The following is a 15,827-nucleotide window of genomic DNA, read 5'->3' as shown; positions in this document are numbered from 1 at the left end:
CATGAATTCATCAGGTGTGCCACCGAGCAGAACGGAGCCTGCGATGACCGCCATGCGAGACAGACTGTCGTACGAGGAGGACGCCGAGACCGCACCCGAGTTCGAGCTGCCCAGCCAGTTCAACGCTGCGCAGCTGGACGACGATGACGCCTTCGAGCCCACCATCGTCCGCGGCCGCGAGTAGCCCATCACCCGCAAGACCGGCGCAACGACGCCACCAGACCGTCCGGATTGGACAGCACTGTCCGGTCGAACGGTCCGGACCCTGCCTGGCTTCGCACCCAGTTGCCTAGGCGAGGGTCCCGAGGGAAACCTCACCGGCAGCACTGCCACGCCACGAGCTGACGGCAGTGCCAGGTCGGTGGGAATTTGTATCTCCCCCACAAGCCGCGTTCCCGTGTCCGCTCCGGCTCGCGGCGTCCGGTGGATCGATACAGCGATATTCACACGATCCGGTGATCTCAGCCTGTCTGCATCAGCAGTGCGCGAGCTTTGCGTAGTTCGCGAGGCATGTTCCAGGACAGCACGCCGACGAGCTTGCCCTCGCGGGTGTAGTGCGCCATGAACTTGCCTGATTCGGGGGTTCCCTCGGTGACGGTGACGTCCCCGGTGAGCAGGCCGAACGCGGCGATCTTGGTGTCGTACTGGTCGGTCCAGAAGTACGGGATCGGGCAGAAGGGCACTGAGGCGCCGAGCAGGTTCCGGGCGGCGGCCATGCCCTGTTCGGTGGCGTTCATCCGATGTTCGACACGCATCTGTTCGGCGTAGCCCTGGTGGTGCCAGCTGGCGACGTCGCCGGCCGCGTAGACGCCTGGCGCGGCGCGGCAATAGGCGTCGCAGACGATGCCGTTGTCGAGAACCAGGCCGCTGCCGGAAAGCCAGTCCGTGGCGGGCTCGGCGCCGATGGCGACCAGCACGACGTCAGCGTCCAGGACCGTCCCGTCGGACAGGACGACGCCGGTGACGTGCGAAGACCCCTGGAACGACGAAACCCCGACTCCGGTGCGGACCGAAACACCCTCGGCCGTGTGCAAGGACGAGACCAGACCACCGATCATCGGCCCGAACTGCCGGACCATCGGCTGCGGCAGCGGATCGACCAGGGTGACGTCCAAACCCAGCCGCCGCGCCGAAGCCGCGGCCTCACAGCCGAGAAAACCCGCTCCGACAACAACAAGCCGCGAAGACGAAGCCAGCGCCTTCTTCAGCGAGACCGCGTCGTCCAGCGTCCGCATCACGTACACGCCGGTCAGGTCGTGCCCGAAAGGCAGTAGCCTGGGCCGTACGCCGGTCGCGATGATCAGCCCGTCATAGTGCAGCGAGTCGCCGGAAGCCAGCTGCACGACCTGCGAAGAGGTGTCCAGGCCGGTCGCCCGGACACCAAGACGCACGCCGATGTCGGACTCGGTGTACACGGAATCCTTGCGCAGCGCGATCCTGTCGGTCTCCCACGCGCCTGACAGGACCTGTTTCGAAAGCGGTGGCCGGTCGTACGGCAGATGCAGCTCGTCCCCCACCAGCGTGATCTGCTTCTCGAAACCCTCCCGCCGTAACGTTTCCGCTGCGGTGAGCCCCGCGGCGGCGGCTCCGACGACTACGATCCGGTCCATCATTCCTCCCAGGTGACCGGCAATTTCTCCACACCGTAAACCAGGGCCTTGTCCTTGAACTCAACGGTGTCGAACGGCACAGCCAACCGGAGTGTGGGGATACGCCGGAACAGCCGCGCGTAGACCTCCTGCAGTTCGACCCGCGCGAGCTGCTGGCCGACGCACTGGTGGATGCCGAAACCGAACGCCAGGTGCGTCTTTGCCTTGCGCTGCAAGTCGATCGAGTCGGGGTCGGAGTACACGGCGGCATCGCGGTTGCCGGAACCCAAAGCGGCGACAAGCCATTCGCCGGATTTGACCGCCAGCGAACCCACTTCGAGGTCCTGCGTAGCCTGGCGCAGCAAGCCGAACTGGATGACCGACAGATACCGCAGCATCTCCTCGACCGCCGACGGTGCGAGGTCGGCGTCCGACCGCAGTTTGCCGAGCTCAGACGGGTGCTGGAGGAGTGCCGCGGTGCTCAGGGCGATCATGTTCGCGGTCGTCTCGTGCCCGGCGATCAGCAGGGTCGTGCCGAGCTCGACCATCTCCGGCACGGTCAGCGGCTGCCCGGATTCCCTGCTGCGCTCGATCATCCGGCTCATCAGGTCGTCTTGCGGCTCGGCGAGCCTGGCCTCGAACAGGGTCCGCATGTAGGCCCGCATCTGGCCGTACGCCGCGAAACCGATCTCCCGGTCGAAGTCGATGCGCATCACGGCGGCGCTCTGCTTGTGGAACGTGTGCCGGTCCGCGTAGGGCACGCCCAGCAGCTCACAGATGACCAGCGACGGGATCGGGAGCGCGAAGGCCTCGTAGAAGTCGGCTGGCTTCGGTCCCGCGAGCAGCGCGTCGATGTGCTCGTCGACGATGCTCTGGATGTACGGCCGCAGCGCCTCGACCCGCCGGACGGTGAACTCGGCGGTCAGCATCCGCCGGAGCCGCGCGTGCTCCGGGCCGTCCAACTGCAGCATGTTGCCTGGCATGACCTCGCGCGCCAAGTCCGCACCAGGGGTGATGTGCATCGAAGGCGCGCAACGGGAGCTGATGCCGGGCGCGGACAACACGGTCCGGACATCGTCGTAACGGCTGACAACCCAGGCGTCCACACCGGCGGGGGTGGCGGTCTTGGTGGCGGATTCCTGGGCGCGCAGCTCGGTGAACTCAGGCGGGGGCTCGAACGGGCAACCAGGCGCACGTGTGGCAGGGAAGGCTGGAACTGTCATCTGGGAGCCCCTTTCAAAAAGTGGCAGTGTGTGCCACAAGGCCCAGACTGTCACCAGGCAATGACTGTCGCAAGGTCGCGTGATCTGGCCCACAGGGCAGGACCTTGCGCACTGTTACCCTGACGGCGAATAGGGCCTGGTAGGAGGAACGACTTGGGGCTGCGCGAGCTCAAGATGGCGCGGACGAGGCAGCTGATCGCCGACAAGGCGTTCGAGCTGTTCGTCGAACGCGGTTTCGACCAGACCACGGTCGAGCAGATCGCCGCGGCCGCCGAAGTCGGCCCACGCACGCTGTACCGCTACTACCCGACAAAAGAAGCGCTGATCGTCAAGTTCGTCGAGGCGCACCTGCTGGTCGCGGTGGAACGCCTGCGCGAGCAACCCGACGACGCACCGCTGTCGGAAGCCTTGTACGCGTTGATAGACAGCGTGATCACGACGACCATGGAGAACGCCGACCGCGTGCTGGCGATCTACGAGATGGCCGGACGCGCCCCGGGGATCCAGGCGCAGTTCAGCGAAGTGTGGAAACGTTGGTGCGACTCGGTTTCCGACGAGGTCGCACGACGCTACAAAGGACGGTCACCGGAACTTGCCGCCCGCCTTGCCGCCGCGAGCGCCAACGTCGTGATCGATGTGAGCATCCGGACGTGGGCGGAAAGCGGCGGCACGGCGAACATCCGGCGAGTGGTCAACCGGTCGTTGGAGCTGATCCGCGCGGGCGACGTCCCGATCGCGGAACCTGCTGTCAAGCGATAGTTTTTTCGGCCCAGTCGGCGAAGCCGGTCAGCGGGATGTCGAGTGCCTGAGCGAATTCCGGCCGGGCCGGCTGCCCGACCTCGTTCTGCCATTCATGCGGCCTCACAAGGAATTCCGGCATTCCGGCGGCCACCGCCTCGCTTGCGCTCATCTCGGGGGCGGTCAGGGTCGTTCCAAGGGCGTGGGAAAGCACCTCGGCGATGCGGCGCATCGACATACGGTCACTGGCGAGTTCCAGTTCGACCTTGTGGAACCGCTCCGGATCCGCGAAGGCGGCTGCCGCTGCGGCGCCGATGTCGGCGACGGCCACAAGGGACAGTTCCGTGTCGGGTTTGATCAGACCGACCAGCCCGCCTTCAGGCCTGTTGGGCATCAGCAGCGACGGTGGCAGGAAGGTCTCCATGAAGAACGCCGGTTTGAGCAGCGTCCAGTAGCGGAAACCGGCGTCACGCACCCGATCCTGGAGGGCTTTTTTCGTCCCGAGGGAGTGCTCCATCGCCGCCCAACGGCCGTCTGCCCAGCCCGGAGCGTCGACGTGCTGCCCCACGCCGGACGCGGACGTGTGCACGAACTGATCGACTCCCGCGTCACGGGCGGCGTCGACCAGGTTGCGCCCCTGGACCCATTCGGAGTCCCCGGCAAGGTCGTTGAGGTCGGGCATCTGCACGGAGAAGACGGCACGTGCGCCCTCAGCGGCCCGGCGGATGGAGGCCGGGTCGTCGAGGTCGCCAGTGACCAGTTCGGCGCCGAGCGCCTCGACGGCCTTGGCGCGTTCAGTCGCCGGGTCACGAACAAACGCTCGCACGGGGCTGCCCGCTGCGAGCAAGGCGCGCGCCGTGGCACCGCCTTGCTTGCCGGTGGCGCCGGTGACCAGAACAGGTTCGGTGGCCATGCTCGCTCCTTGGCTTAAGTGGCGGGGCCCGCCATTTACGTTCGCTACGATATGGCGGTCCCCGCCACTTGGCAAGGAGGTCACGTGATGACGGCTCAGCGCGCGGACGCTCGGCGCAACTACTCGCGCATCCTGGCCGCCGCCGAACAGGAGGTTGCCGCGCACGGCGTCAACGCGTCCCTCGAGCAGATCGCCCGCACGGTCGGAGTCGGCTCGGCAACCGTGCGACGGCACTTTCCGACTCGGGTCGCCTTGCTGCAGGCGGTTTTCCGTGAGCGGATCGAGGCCCTGTGCGACAGTGCCCGGGAGCTGACGGAGGCGCCGGACGCGCGGGCGGCCTTGCTGGAATGGCTTGTCGCGGTTGCCGACTACGCGATCGAGGCACGTGGCCTGGCGGCTGCCCTGGTGCTGGACGAGCCGGTCGAGCGGGGACATCCGAACGCCTGCACAGCGAAGCTCGCCGAAGCAGGCGATCCTCTGCTGGAGCGCGCCGTGCAGGCCGGGACCGTGGCTCCTGGCCTGACGACCGCCGACCTGCTCACGCTGATCGTCGGAATCCTGCTGGCCACCGAGCATGGCCCGGACCAGGCCGATACCGTTCGCCGGCTGTTCGGTGTGGTGGTGGCAGGCCTCAGCCCTTGTGGATGACCGACGGGCTTCGGTCGAATGTGGACAGAATGGCGGCGACTTCCTCGGTACGGCCCAGGAATGTGCCGTGGCCACCGGACGCTGAATACACCTCGAACGGGTTGTCCGGGGTGAGGGCGTCGGCTTCCTTGATGTACATGTCCTGGACGGCGGGCGGCATGCTGCGGTCCTCGGTCAGGCGGATGTAGGTGCGGGGGATGCGGCCCCAGGTGTCTTTGCCGGCGGTGAAGGCGAAGGTCGGGTTGGTTTGCCAGAAGACCTCGTCGGGTTGCATGCCGTTGAGGATCTGGACGAAGAGTTCGTCGTCGGGCACGCCGAGGGCGGACTTCAGGCGCTCGATCACGGCCCGGTCGGTGGTTCGCCAGTTGAGGCGGATGTAGCCGAGTTCGGCCGGGTTGCCCATGATGATCGGCTTTGTCGCCGGGAAGAGTTCGCTGGTTCCCCATTCGGGGGCGGAGAGATATCCGGCCGCGGGTTTGGTTACGGGGATGTGGGCGGCGATGTAGACGATGTGGTCGATCAGGTCGGGGACTTCGTTGCCCGCGCCGGTGATCGCGAGGCCCCCGAGGCTGTGCCCGACGAGGATCACCGGCCCGTGCTCATGCACCCTGCGGACAACGTCGACCACGCTCTGCACGGTTTCCGGTCCGGTCACGCCTGCCAATGGCGACGGTTCGGCTGCGAATGCGGCAAGGTCCTGCGTTTGGTAGGCCATGGAGAATCCCGCGCCACGGCCGGGAAGATCGACCGCGAGCGTCCGGTGGCCACGCAATGCCATTTCTCGCTGCATTGCCGCCCAGATGCCCGCGTTACCGGCTGAACCATGCACGAAAACGTAAGTAGGAACCATGGCGTCGAGTATGCCGAAATGACGGCACACAACGGCTGGACCCGCGCTTTTGGGCGATAAATCAGACCTGAAAGGGTGTTCCGGTGAATGTGAGTGAAAAGACTCGGTAAGCCACCCCTGGCTCTGGCAAAATGATAGCACAGAAAAGCGGGCCCGGTCGGGCCCGCTTTTCTGGGTCGGATTTGTCAGGCTTGTGCGGCTGCCTGCGTGGCCGGCATGCCGATCGACAGCTTGGCCAGCAGGTTGCGGGCCGCTTCGGCCTGCCGCGGCTGGCACAACACGTCGTAGCGGCGGGCGACGATCTGGCTGTGCGACACGAAGTCACGGCGGCCACGAGTGGCGCTGTAGTTCATGGCCGCGAACACCATGCCGAAGACCGTACCGGCGACCAGGCCGGTCAGGATCGGTCCCCACGCGAAGCCCGGCGTGAAAAAGCCGAGCAGCAGGCCGACAAAAAGGCCGAACCAGGCGCCGCTGGCGGCACCCGTGCCCAGCACGCGGCCCCAGCTCAGCCGTCCGGCGACGCGCTCGACCAGGAGCGGCTCGACACCGACGATGGTGACGTCCTGAACCGGGAACTTCGCGTCCGCCAGGTAGTCGACGGCCCGCTGGGCCTCTTCGTACGTGTCGTAAGAGCCGATCGGCCAACCTTGCGGCATCGTCGGCAACGAAGGGATGGCGTTGGTGGGACGAAAGGCTGTGGTCATCTTCCTCACCTCTGGGGTGTGTGGTCCTTACATCCCATTGAACGTGAGGTGGTCGCGAGTTGTGCCCATTGCCGGATACCCACAGCGACCTATCAGGAGCCTCTCAGAAAAGACCCCGGAGGAAGTTGTCCCAGGCAGGGGGAGGTACGCGGAGAGTAGGCCCAGGGTTCTTGGAGTCACGCACAGCGACGACAGGGGAGGAGGTCAAGGACACCTCCACACAATCGTCGTTGCCGCCTGCGCCGCTGAAGCTGCTCCTACGCCAAACCGGCCCCATGGTGGCCTTTCGTCACAACTGGGCGATCACCTCCTCGGTGAACGCCCGCGAGTCCTCCGGGCTGAGCGCCATCTTGGCGATGTGCTCGAAGTCGAGCCTACAGTCCTGGACCGCCTCCAGGTCATCCAAGTGTGCTGCTCCGGCCGCATGTGGGATGTACGCGATCGACCTTTCGTTGGGATCGGAATAGTCGAGAACCACGAATGACCCGTTCCAGCCCACATATGGACCACGGTCGACAGGCACTATCTGAACTGTCACATTCGGCAGTGCCGCTCGCTCCAGTACCAATTTCAGCTGCTCTACCATGATCTTTCGGCCGAAATTCATCCGCAGGCAGCGCTCATCCACCACCGCGTGCAGCTTCAGGGGGTCGTCGCCGCCGAGTCGCTTGGCTCGCCGGAGCCGGACTGTGATTTGTTTGGTGAGCCATTCCTTTGAATGGCCTCTCCTGGTTCCCTTGGTCAGGAGCATTCGCATGTATGCCTCTGTCTGCAGCAGTCCTGGAATGAGGTCCAGTTGGAAGTTCTGGACCAGGCAGGCGTCGTGTTCCAGCGCCACGTACCCTCGGTTGTCGATGCCGAAATCTCGCCACCAACCCCTCTGCCTCGCCCTCTTCCACAGGTTGAGCATCGGTTCCCAGTCGTTCACGATGACCCCGTAGAGATCCAGCATCTCTCTGAGTAGCGAGACCTCGGGAATCTGGCCTGTCTCGATACGGCTGAGCTTGCCGTGGTCCATCCACAGTTTGTCGCCGGCCTCCATCTGGCTCAACTTGGCCTTGATCCGGAGTTCCTTGAGATTCCGAGCCAGCTGGCGACCGGCTAGGTTCGGAATTGCACGCTGTCCTGGGGGCACGTCGCCGACACTAAATGCCCCCTCTGACAGTTGACATTCTCAGCACAGCGCCTGGTCACACTGCATTCACGACTTCACCCGCGACTCACCGGATCGGGTGTTACCCACATGGCCTAGTCGTCACGCCTGGCGCTCAGGAGCGCCAACGCGCCGTCGAGCAACGCGTCGTGCAGCTCCTTTTGGGGGACATTCGGGAAGAAGCTGATCGGATCAGTGGCGGCGGCGAACGCCTGGGCCGCACGCAGCCGGTCCTGCCAGTCAGGCTTCGGCGGCGCGAGCAGTTCGGTGGCCTGGTTGACGATGTCGAGCATCTCCGTCATCGTCTTCGTGCTTTCCTCGCCGTAGACCGAGGCGTCCCGCAGCAGCAACGTCATCGTCTCGCGGTGCTTCAACATCACCGTGATGCAACCGCTGAGCACGTCCTTCGGTGTCGCCGGGTTCAGCAGCACGTCGTGCAGTTCGTCGATCGGCGGGCGCACCAGGCTGTCGAGGATCTCCGCCTTGTTGCTGAAATGGTGGTACATCGAGGGTTTCGTGATCCCCACGCGCTCGGCGATCTCCCGCATCGACGTGGCTCCATAGGTCCGCGCCGTGAACAGATCCCTCGCCGCCTGAAGAATCCGGTCGCGCGTATCCCCACTCACCGCGCCAACCTACCACCCGCCCGACCGGTAGGTAGGTGGCGAGCGCTACGAGGCTTGCTGGGTGACGCGAGCGAGGACGGTCTGGTGCAACGCTGGGGTCTGTGCTCCCAATCTGCTCAGGACGTGAATCGCGACCCCTTCGCGTTCGGCGAGCAGGCCGAGTAGCAGGTGCCCGGTGTCGATGTGCTGGTGCCCGAGGGCCTGCGCCTCCTGTGCGGTCCGATCGAATATGACCTTGGTTCGTGGAGTGAAGGTGAAGCCTGGCCGAGGGAAACGGAAGGCGCCGGGACCGAAGTTGTCGTCGGCTCGACGCTGGATTTCGGCAACATCGATACCGATCGAGGACAAGGCGTCCTTGGCCGCCTGGCTCCCGGTCGCGGGGACCCCCTTCTCGGCCAGCAGGCGGATGGTCTCCTCGCGCACCTGCTGCGACTCGATGCCGTGCTCGCGGAGCAGTTCGCTGGCCATACCCGGGGTGCTGGTCAGCCCGAGCAGTAGGTGCTCGGTGCCGATGGAGTCGTGCCCCATGGCGAGGGCCGCGTCCTCGGATGCGGTGACCGCCTGCTTGGCCTGTTCGGTGAGTCGTTCCAACACGGTTAGTTCTCCTTGCCGGTCAGTTTGCGTCGGGTCGCGTGTTTCTCGTGCACGGTCTGCCTGCTGACCTGCAGTTCTGATGCGATGTTCTGCCATGTCCAGCCTTGACGGCGGGCGTTGTCCACGTGCAGGCGTTCCAGTTCGTCCAGCAGCCGGCGCAGCGCGGCAACGGCTTGCAGCCCGACGGCAGGGTCCTTGTCGGTCACTCGCGCGGCCAGCTCGCCGACCGTTGAATCCTCAGCACTCACGGCTGTCAGGATCTCCTGACACGCAGATCCTTGTCAAGATGTCCTGACACGCGAGCAGGGGGCGCGTGACGCCCGACCGACCGGTAGGTAGGCTGGCGCTCTACCGACCCGACCGACCGGTAGGTAGGGAGAGGATTGTCATGATCAACGGCACGGCAGACCCCAGGTTTGCCCAGGTCCAGGCCGCGTTCGAGGAGAACTTCACCAACCACGGCGAAGTAGGCGCAGGCCTCGCTGTCTTCCAGTACGGCAGCCCAGTGGTCGACCTCTGGGGCGGGCCCGCCCGTCCGGACCGGAATTCTGAGCCGGGCGGCGAACCTTGGCGGCAGAACACTCTCGCGCCGATCGCCTCCGTCACCAAAACCCTTGCGGTCACGGCAATGCTCGTGCTCGCCGACCGGGGCGAGATCGGTCTGGACGACCGGATCGCCCACTACTGGCCGGAATTCGCCGCCGAAGGCAAAGGTGACATCACACTGCGCACCCTGATGAGCCATCGCGCCGGAATCCCGAGCCTGGCGCACAGCCCGATGACCTACGAAGGCCTGCTCAAGGGCACGCCGATCTTCGAGGCGATCGCGGCCGCGCGTCCCGAATGGGAGCCGGGCACCGACCACGGCTACCACGGCGTCACGATCGGCCACGCGTTAAGCGCGGTGATCCAGCGGATCACCGGTCTGACCGTGGGCAAGTTCTTCGCCAAGGAGGTCGCCGGCCCGCTCGGCCTCGATGCCTACATCGGACTGCCGTCCTCCGAGCTGCCCAGGCTGGCGAGCCTGGTCGTGCCGGACGACCCCGAGTCGGTCCAACTTGGCATGAACGTGCCCGAGCTGCGCGGCCTCTACGAAGGGCTCAACGACCCGGAATCCCTGACCTACCGGGCGATGTACGGCAGTATGGCGATCGGCTGGGAATCCGCCGACGATCCCAGGTTCGTGCAGGTCGAGGGTCCGTCCACCGACGGTGTCGCCAGTGCGCACGGACTTGCCGGGCTGTATGCCGCGTTGATCGAGGGCATGGTCAGCCGGTCCACAATGGAGCAGGCGTGGCGGGAACATTCGTCCGGAATGGACCGCGTGCTGCGCGTGCATACCCGGATCGGGCTGGGATTCATGCTTCCCGGCGGGCCGCTGTTCCCGGAGCCGGCAGGGCCGGGCGCGTTCGGCCATGGCGGGGCGACGGGTTCGTTCGCGTTCGCCGACCCCGACCACGGCATCGCGTTCGGCTACGTCCCGAACCGGGGCTCGGAACTGCTGGAGGGCCACGACCTCCGTGTGTCCACAGTGGTCGCTGCCCTCTATCGTTGTCTCTAGTTGCCGTTGTACTGCTGACGTGCCGGTGCCCGGAACGCCCGGGCTCCGGTGCCCGCGATCTTGTCGACCGCGCGCAGGAACTTCGGGCCCATCTTGGCGTTGGCCTGGCGGACCGGGTGCGTGGCACCGAAGTCCTCCGGGCTGGCCTGGCCGTGTGCGAACATCGAGTAGGTCAGCACCGGCTTGCCCGTCGAGTCGAACATGATTCCCGCTTCGTTGCGGCCGTCGTTGAGCCAGCCGGCCTTCGTGACGATCCTCGCCCGATCGGCCGAAGACATCTCACGGCGGATACCGTCCGTGAACGCCACCGGCGAGCGCAGGATGCCGAGCAGGTAGTCCGTGGACGCCGGGCTCAGCAGCGTGCCTGCGACCAGCGCCTGCAGCAGGTCGTGCGTTTCCCGCGGCGTGGTCTTGCCGAGGAAGTAGCGGTTCGGGTTGGCCACCGGCGTGACCTGGGTCTTGGGGAAACCCTTGGTCACGAGGATCTGGTTGATCTCCGCGGCCGGAACCACGAGTCCCACCAGCCGGACGCACGTGTCATCCGAAACGGTAAGGAACAGTGACAGGACGTGTCCGAGCGTGAACGCGCTCGGGTACGCCTTGTCCAGGATGATGATGCCGTCGCCACCCGGCACGACGATGCTGGCCGGGACCTGGACCTGCTGATCCAGCGTGAGCAGGCCACGGTCGATCTTGTCCATCAGCGTGACCGCGACAGCGACCTTGTTCACGCTGTAGGCCTCGACGATCTCGTCGGACGCCACGTCGACGGCTGCTTCACCGGCGACGCTGATGTACGAGTTCCAGATGCCGCCGGCCTCGCCGGCCAACTTGTCGTAGACGCGCTTGACCTTCTGCCTGACCCGGTCCGGTGTGGCCGGGCTGGCCTCGATGTCGGTTTCCTGCGCGAGCGCGGGAGAGCCCGCGAGAACTGTGCCTGCAGCCACTGCGGTCCCCAAACCGAAGGCTGCTCGCCTGTTGAGTCTGTACCCCATGGCAAAGATCAAACCACGAATGGGTGAACCGAACCGGGTGCGGGCTACGTATAGCAAGACAGATGGGAGGGGTGTGCATGAAAACCGCAAGAAGCAGAACCGCGGCGACACCCGGAGCGGTCTTCACGATCTCCGACCTGGCCTACCAGGTGTTATGGGAGTACTTGGGCCTGCCTGACATGCCTGAGACGCTGACTGTGTCCCGATTCGGTCCCAACGACGACCGCAACGGTGTCGTCTCCAAGGCATGGGCTGAGCTGCAACGTGCCGGCCTCGCCGACGCCGCCGCACCACACCCGCGGCTCGTCTCGTTGCTCAACATCCTGGCCCGTCCGCGCCGCGCAGTCGGCGCACGCCTATGGCTCGGCGGTCCCGTGCGCGCCTACGCCGCGTCCGTCGGCGACCAGGCGGCATTCGGTGTGTATGTCGGTGGCTACGTCAACGTCCACGCCATCCGCGCCGAGGACCTGGCTCGCGCCCCAGTCTCGCTCCTGCTCGAATCCAACCCGGGCCCCGGCTGCACGGTGTCACTGCCCAACGAGGTCATCGCCGACGCCCGCTACCGCTCGATCTCAGGCCCCGGCGACCACACTCCGGCACGCGCCCCCCGAATCGGCTCCGAAGAGGCGAACTGGCTGGCCGAGACGATCTACGGAGCCGGAGACCGCGGCGAGTTCACCGCTGCCGTGATCGACCACATGGGCTACTCGGTCCGCGACGACGAGCTGGTCGGCTTCTTCGACTCGCCCAACGGGCGCTACCTCATCGAGGAATACCGCGCCAACGACGGCCGCGACTGGACAACCGTCGAACCCGCCAGCGGCAAGATGCTCGTCGAATGCATCGAGCGCACCCTGCTGACCCTCGACGGTCACCTGATGAGCGAACTCGCCCGCTTCAATCAGCAACAGCCAGCCTTCACTCGATAGGTCCGTTTGCTTACTTGATGCAACCCCAGCGCACGCCGCGCATGTCGTTACCGGCGACAAGTGGCAGTCGATCAAGCACTGCCGCGCGACTGGGGAGAGTGCATGAAACGCAGACTGCTCGTTGCCGTGCTTGTGGGCGCGGCGGTGATGGTAGTCCCGCAGACCCCGTTATCAGCGGTTGCCGAACCACGTGCGGCGGCCAAGGGCCCAGACGGCCAGGTCACGCTGGTGACCGGGGATCGAGTGACTGTCCGCTCTGGCCAGGCGCAAGTCCAGCCCGGCCCGGGTCGGGCCGGTATTTCGTTCTCGATGCGTACCGACGCACGGGGTGACCTGCACGTCGTACCGGTAGATGTGCAGGGCGACATCGCGGCAGGACGGCTCGACAAGCGACTGTTCGCCGTGAGCGCCCTGATTCGCGACAGATTTGACGACGCGTCGACGAAGGTGACGCCGCTGATCGTCACGTCCAGTAACGCCCGGATCGCCGGGCGCGCGCTACCGAGCGTGAACGGTGTCGCTGTCAAGGCTGAGAAGGGAAAGCCGTTCCTGTCGGGCGCGCGGTCCGCGGGCGTGACGAAGGTGTGGCTGGACGGGGCCGTCAAGGCGACGCTCGACCGGAGCGTGCCGCAGGTCGGCGCGCCTGATGCGTGGCAGGCCGGGCACACCGGCGCGGGTACCAAGGTGGCCGTGCTCGACACCGGCGTCGACAGCACCCACCCGGACTTGGCGGACGCCGTCGTCGACTCGCGGAACTTCACCTCCAGCGACACCACCGATGACCTCGTTGGCCACGGCACCCACGTCGCCGCCACGATCACCGGCTCCGGCCAGTACAAGGGCGTCGCACCGGACGCAAAACTGCTCAACGGCAAGGTGCTCGACGACGCCGGCTACGGGGCCGAGTCGCAGATCATCGCGGGCATGGAGTGGGCGGCGGCCTCGGGCGCCGACGTCGTGAACATGAGCCTCGGCTCCAATCAGCCGAGTGACGGGACAGACCCGATCTCGCAGGCGCTCAACCGGCTCACCGCCGACACCGGCGCGCTGTTCGTCGTGGCGGCGGGCAACAAAGGCCCGTCGGAGGGCACGATCGGCAGCCCAGCCGCAGCCGACGCCGCGCTGACGGTCGGCTCTGTCGACCGTGCCGACGCGCTCGCCGAGTCGTCCTCGCGCGGCCCCAGGCTCGGTGACGGTGCGATCAAGCCCGACATCACCGCGCCGGGTGTGGGCATCGTGGCTGCGAAGGCGGCCAATGGCTGGGTCGGAACCCCTGTGGGAGACCGGCATGTCGCCTTGTCCGGCACTTCCATGGCGACCCCGCACGTGGCAGGCGCCGCGGCGATCCTCGCCGGACAGCATCCAAAGTGGACGGCAGAGCAGCTCAAGGCGGCGCTCGTCGGCAGCGCCAAGCCCAATCCCGCAGTGAGTACTCATTATCAGGGCACCGGCCGGCTGGATGTGGCCCGCGCGTCCCGGCAGAACGTGACCGCGTCGCCGACCGGTTTCGCCCTTGGCACCGCGAAGTGGCCGCACAACGACGATGCGCCGATCGTGCGCAAGCTGACCTACACCAACTCCGGTGACACCCCGTTGAATCTGCAGATCACCGCGGACGTCCGGAGCCCGAACGGCCCCGCTCCCGCCGGAATGGTGACCGCGTCGCCGTCAGCGGTCACTGTGCCCGCAGGTGGCATGGCCGAGATCGCCGTCACGACAATCACTTCGCTGGACTCGCCGGACGGCCGTTACACCGGTGTCGTTGTCGCCACTGGGAACGGCGTGTCGGTGCGGACGGCGCTGTCCTTCACCAAGGAGGTCGAGAGCTACGACGTCAAGCTCACTGCAATCGACCACAGTGGACAGCCGTCGCAGTACTTCTACTATGGATTCAATGGTCTCGACCAGCCTCTGGACGTCAGCGAGATCGCGGCAGGCGAAGTCGTCCGGCGGCTGCCCAAGGGGCGGTACTTCTTCGACTCGCAGGTCATTACCCAGCTCGACGCGTGGTGGAACACGCAGTTCGTGGAACCGGCCCAGGTCGTCGACCGGGACACCCACCTCACCCTGGACGCCCGGCAGGGCCGCAAGGTGTCGATCGCCGTGGAACGCCCGAACGCTCAGCCAGGCAACACCGTTATGCTGGCGGAGGCCAACACCGCCTCGGGTTACACGAACGCAGGGTTCGGCGGGGTCGACTTCGAACGCCAGCTGTGGGTGCCGTCGCGGACATCCTTGCCCGGTGCGGCCCGGTTCCTGGTCCAAGCCAGGCTCGCCGAGCCGGACGGCAAGGGCGGATTCGAGGGCAGCGACTACCAGTACAACGTTTTCTGGGAGAACGACGGCCGGGTACCCGACAACCTGCACCGCGTGTTCAAGGACCGCTCGTTGGGGCGAGTGAACACGGTCTCCGCGGCCCAGGCACCGGACAAGATGGGCTACCGGGACCATATGGCGGGCGGTCCGATGCCGCTGCGGGTGACCGAGTACTTCTCGCCAGAACTCGAGTGGGGAATGCTGTTCGCGCAGATGAGGATGGCAGAGTTCTTCCAGGAGACTCTGATGTTCACCGCCCGCCCGCGCAGGTTCGCCGCGGGCACAGAGCGCACTGAGAGGTGGAACCTCGCGGTGTTCGGCCCCGCACTGCCGGACAACCCGGTGCCGGACAGGTGGGCCGGTCGGCTCGGTGACTACATGCAGGTGGCCCTGCCCATGTTCACCGACCAGTCCTCGACGCACGTCGGCTATTCCGAAGTGGACAGCGCACGCACGACGCTCAGCCGTGACGGCAAAATCATCGGACAGTCCAACCTGGCAGGCACATGGGATGGCGAAATCCCCGCAGACCGCGGCACATACAAGCTGGACGTCGCGACAAAACGCAGTGGCATAGCCGAACTGTCCACAGCGGTCCAGACCACCTGGACGTTCGCCTCGGAAACCGTGGCAGGCAACACTCCCGCGCCGCTGCCACTGCTCGTGGTCCGCTTCGCCCCCCTGCTGGACGACAACAACCGAGCACCAGCCGGAAAACCGTTCATGATCCCGGTCTACGCGCAGCGCAACGGCACAACCTCGACCGAAGGCGTGCAGACGCCATCGATCCAGGTGTCCTATGACGACGGTGAGACCTGGCGTCCAGCCGGCGTAAGCCGGTTCGGCTCACGCTGGATGGCACTCGTCGACCACCCAGCAGGCGCGAAGTACGTATCACTGAAAGCCCGGACCCAGGACGCCGCCGGCAACGCGGTGGACCAGACCATTATCCGGGCGTACGCACTGAAGTGATCTGTCCGTCGGC

17 protein-coding genes are annotated in these 15,827 nt (G+C 66.1%); 6 read left to right on the top strand and 11 right to left on the bottom strand.

Features of this window, described 5'->3' with window-relative positions; all coding sequences use genetic code 11:
• Nucleotides 1-43: 43 nt before the first annotated feature.
• Nucleotides 44-184 carry a hypothetical protein gene (locus tag JOF56_RS51245; protein ID WP_209646706.1) on the top strand — a complete coding sequence of 47 codons (141 nt, stop codon included), beginning with the start codon at nt 44-46 and terminating at the stop codon, nt 182-184.
• A 277-nt stretch (nt 185-461) separates the two neighbouring features.
• Here the strand turns inward: JOF56_RS51245 and JOF56_RS51240 are convergent, their stop codons facing one another.
• Together JOF56_RS51240 and JOF56_RS51235 are read right to left on the bottom strand one after the other, a co-directional pair.
• Nucleotides 462-1,610 (bottom strand): NAD(P)/FAD-dependent oxidoreductase, encoded by a 1,149-nt coding sequence (locus JOF56_RS51240; protein ID WP_245378761.1) that lies wholly within the window; start codon nt 1,608-1,610, stop codon nt 462-464.
• Complete coding sequence (locus JOF56_RS51235) at nt 1,610-2,812, bottom strand: cytochrome P450 (RefSeq protein ID WP_209646704.1); 1,203 nt, start codon at nt 2,810-2,812, stop codon at nt 1,610-1,612. Before JOF56_RS51235 ends, JOF56_RS51240 begins: the two co-directional genes overlap by 1 nt.
• A gap of 153 nt (nt 2,813-2,965) precedes the next feature.
• On the opposite strand from JOF56_RS51235, the gene JOF56_RS51230 reads away from it, so the two are divergent.
• Nucleotides 2,966-3,571: a TetR/AcrR family transcriptional regulator gene (locus JOF56_RS51230; RefSeq protein ID WP_209646703.1), complete on the top strand. Its 606-nt coding sequence runs from the start codon at nt 2,966-2,968 to the stop codon at nt 3,569-3,571.
• Here JOF56_RS51230 and JOF56_RS51225 read toward each other — a convergent pair.
• Nucleotides 3,561-4,463, bottom strand: a complete 903-nt coding sequence (locus JOF56_RS51225) for an NmrA family NAD(P)-binding protein (RefSeq protein ID WP_209646702.1) — start codon at nt 4,461-4,463, stop codon at nt 3,561-3,563. The two genes, JOF56_RS51230 and JOF56_RS51225, sit on opposite strands and share 11 nt — an antisense overlap.
• Nucleotides 4,464-4,550: 87 nt before the next feature.
• On the opposite strand from JOF56_RS51225, the gene JOF56_RS51220 reads away from it, so the two are divergent.
• Nucleotides 4,551-5,111 carry a TetR/AcrR family transcriptional regulator gene (locus tag JOF56_RS51220; RefSeq protein ID WP_245378760.1) on the top strand — a complete coding sequence of 187 codons (561 nt, stop codon included), beginning with the start codon at nt 4,551-4,553 and terminating at the stop codon, nt 5,109-5,111.
• Here JOF56_RS51220 and JOF56_RS51215 read toward each other — a convergent pair.
• The 7 genes from JOF56_RS51215 to JOF56_RS51185 all read right to left on the bottom strand — a co-directional run bounded on the left by JOF56_RS51215 (nt 5,095) and on the right by JOF56_RS51185 (nt 9,289).
• The gene (locus JOF56_RS51215; protein ID WP_209646700.1) at nt 5,095-5,961 is read right to left on the bottom strand and encodes an alpha/beta hydrolase; all 867 of its coding nucleotides are present in this window, start codon (nt 5,959-5,961) and stop codon (nt 5,095-5,097) included. The genes JOF56_RS51220 and JOF56_RS51215 overlap by 17 nt on opposite strands.
• A 185-nt stretch (nt 5,962-6,146) precedes the next feature.
• Nucleotides 6,147-6,668: a general stress protein gene (locus tag JOF56_RS51210; protein WP_209646699.1), complete on the bottom strand. Its 522-nt coding sequence runs from the start codon at nt 6,666-6,668 to the stop codon at nt 6,147-6,149.
• A 103-nt stretch (nt 6,669-6,771) separates the two neighbouring features.
• Complete coding sequence (locus JOF56_RS51205) at nt 6,772-6,945, bottom strand: DUF397 domain-containing protein (RefSeq protein WP_209646698.1); 174 nt, start codon at nt 6,943-6,945, stop codon at nt 6,772-6,774.
• 12 nt (nt 6,946-6,957) lie between these two features.
• Complete coding sequence (locus tag JOF56_RS51200; protein WP_209646697.1) at nt 6,958-7,803, bottom strand: helix-turn-helix domain-containing protein; 846 nt, start codon at nt 7,801-7,803, stop codon at nt 6,958-6,960.
• A 113-nt stretch (nt 7,804-7,916) separates the two neighbouring features.
• On the bottom strand, nt 7,917-8,447 hold the full coding sequence (locus JOF56_RS51195; RefSeq protein WP_209646696.1) for a TetR/AcrR family transcriptional regulator: 531 nt from the start codon (nt 8,445-8,447) through the stop codon (nt 7,917-7,919).
• Between the two features lie 45 nt (nt 8,448-8,492).
• Complete coding sequence (locus tag JOF56_RS51190) at nt 8,493-9,041, bottom strand: Clp protease N-terminal domain-containing protein (protein ID WP_209646695.1); 549 nt, start codon at nt 9,039-9,041, stop codon at nt 8,493-8,495.
• 2 nt (nt 9,042-9,043) lie between these two features.
• A complete protein-coding gene (locus JOF56_RS51185; RefSeq protein ID WP_209646694.1) occupies nt 9,044-9,289 on the bottom strand; it encodes a helix-turn-helix domain-containing protein in 246 nt (81 codons plus the stop codon).
• A gap of 140 nt (nt 9,290-9,429) precedes the next feature.
• On the opposite strand from JOF56_RS51185, the gene JOF56_RS51180 reads away from it, so the two are divergent.
• The gene (locus JOF56_RS51180) at nt 9,430-10,602 is read left to right on the top strand and encodes a serine hydrolase domain-containing protein (protein ID WP_209646693.1); all 1,173 of its coding nucleotides are present in this window, start codon (nt 9,430-9,432) and stop codon (nt 10,600-10,602) included.
• Here JOF56_RS51180 and JOF56_RS51175 read toward each other — a convergent pair.
• Nucleotides 10,599-11,561, bottom strand: coding sequence for a serine hydrolase (locus JOF56_RS51175; RefSeq protein ID WP_209648984.1), 963 nt, complete (start codon nt 11,559-11,561; stop codon nt 10,599-10,601). The genes JOF56_RS51180 and JOF56_RS51175 overlap by 4 nt on opposite strands.
• Nucleotides 11,562-11,674: 113 nt before the next feature.
• Between JOF56_RS51175 and JOF56_RS51170 the strand changes: the two genes are divergently transcribed.
• Nucleotides 11,675-12,526 (top strand): ESX secretion-associated protein EspG, encoded by an 852-nt coding sequence (locus JOF56_RS51170; protein WP_209646692.1) that lies wholly within the window; start codon nt 11,675-11,677, stop codon nt 12,524-12,526.
• Between the two features lie 102 nt (nt 12,527-12,628).
• Entirely contained in the window at nt 12,629-15,814 is a 3,186-nt protein-coding gene (locus JOF56_RS51165; RefSeq protein WP_209646691.1) for a S8 family serine peptidase, read from the top strand.
• Nucleotides 15,815-15,827: the final 13 nt, after the last annotated feature.

The organism is Kibdelosporangium banguiense (assembly GCF_017876405.1).
GTDB lineage: Bacteria > Actinomycetota > Actinomycetes > Mycobacteriales > Pseudonocardiaceae > Kibdelosporangium > Kibdelosporangium banguiense.
Note: the sequence above shows the minus strand (reverse complement) of the source record. Positions and strands in the feature narration are given on the sequence as shown.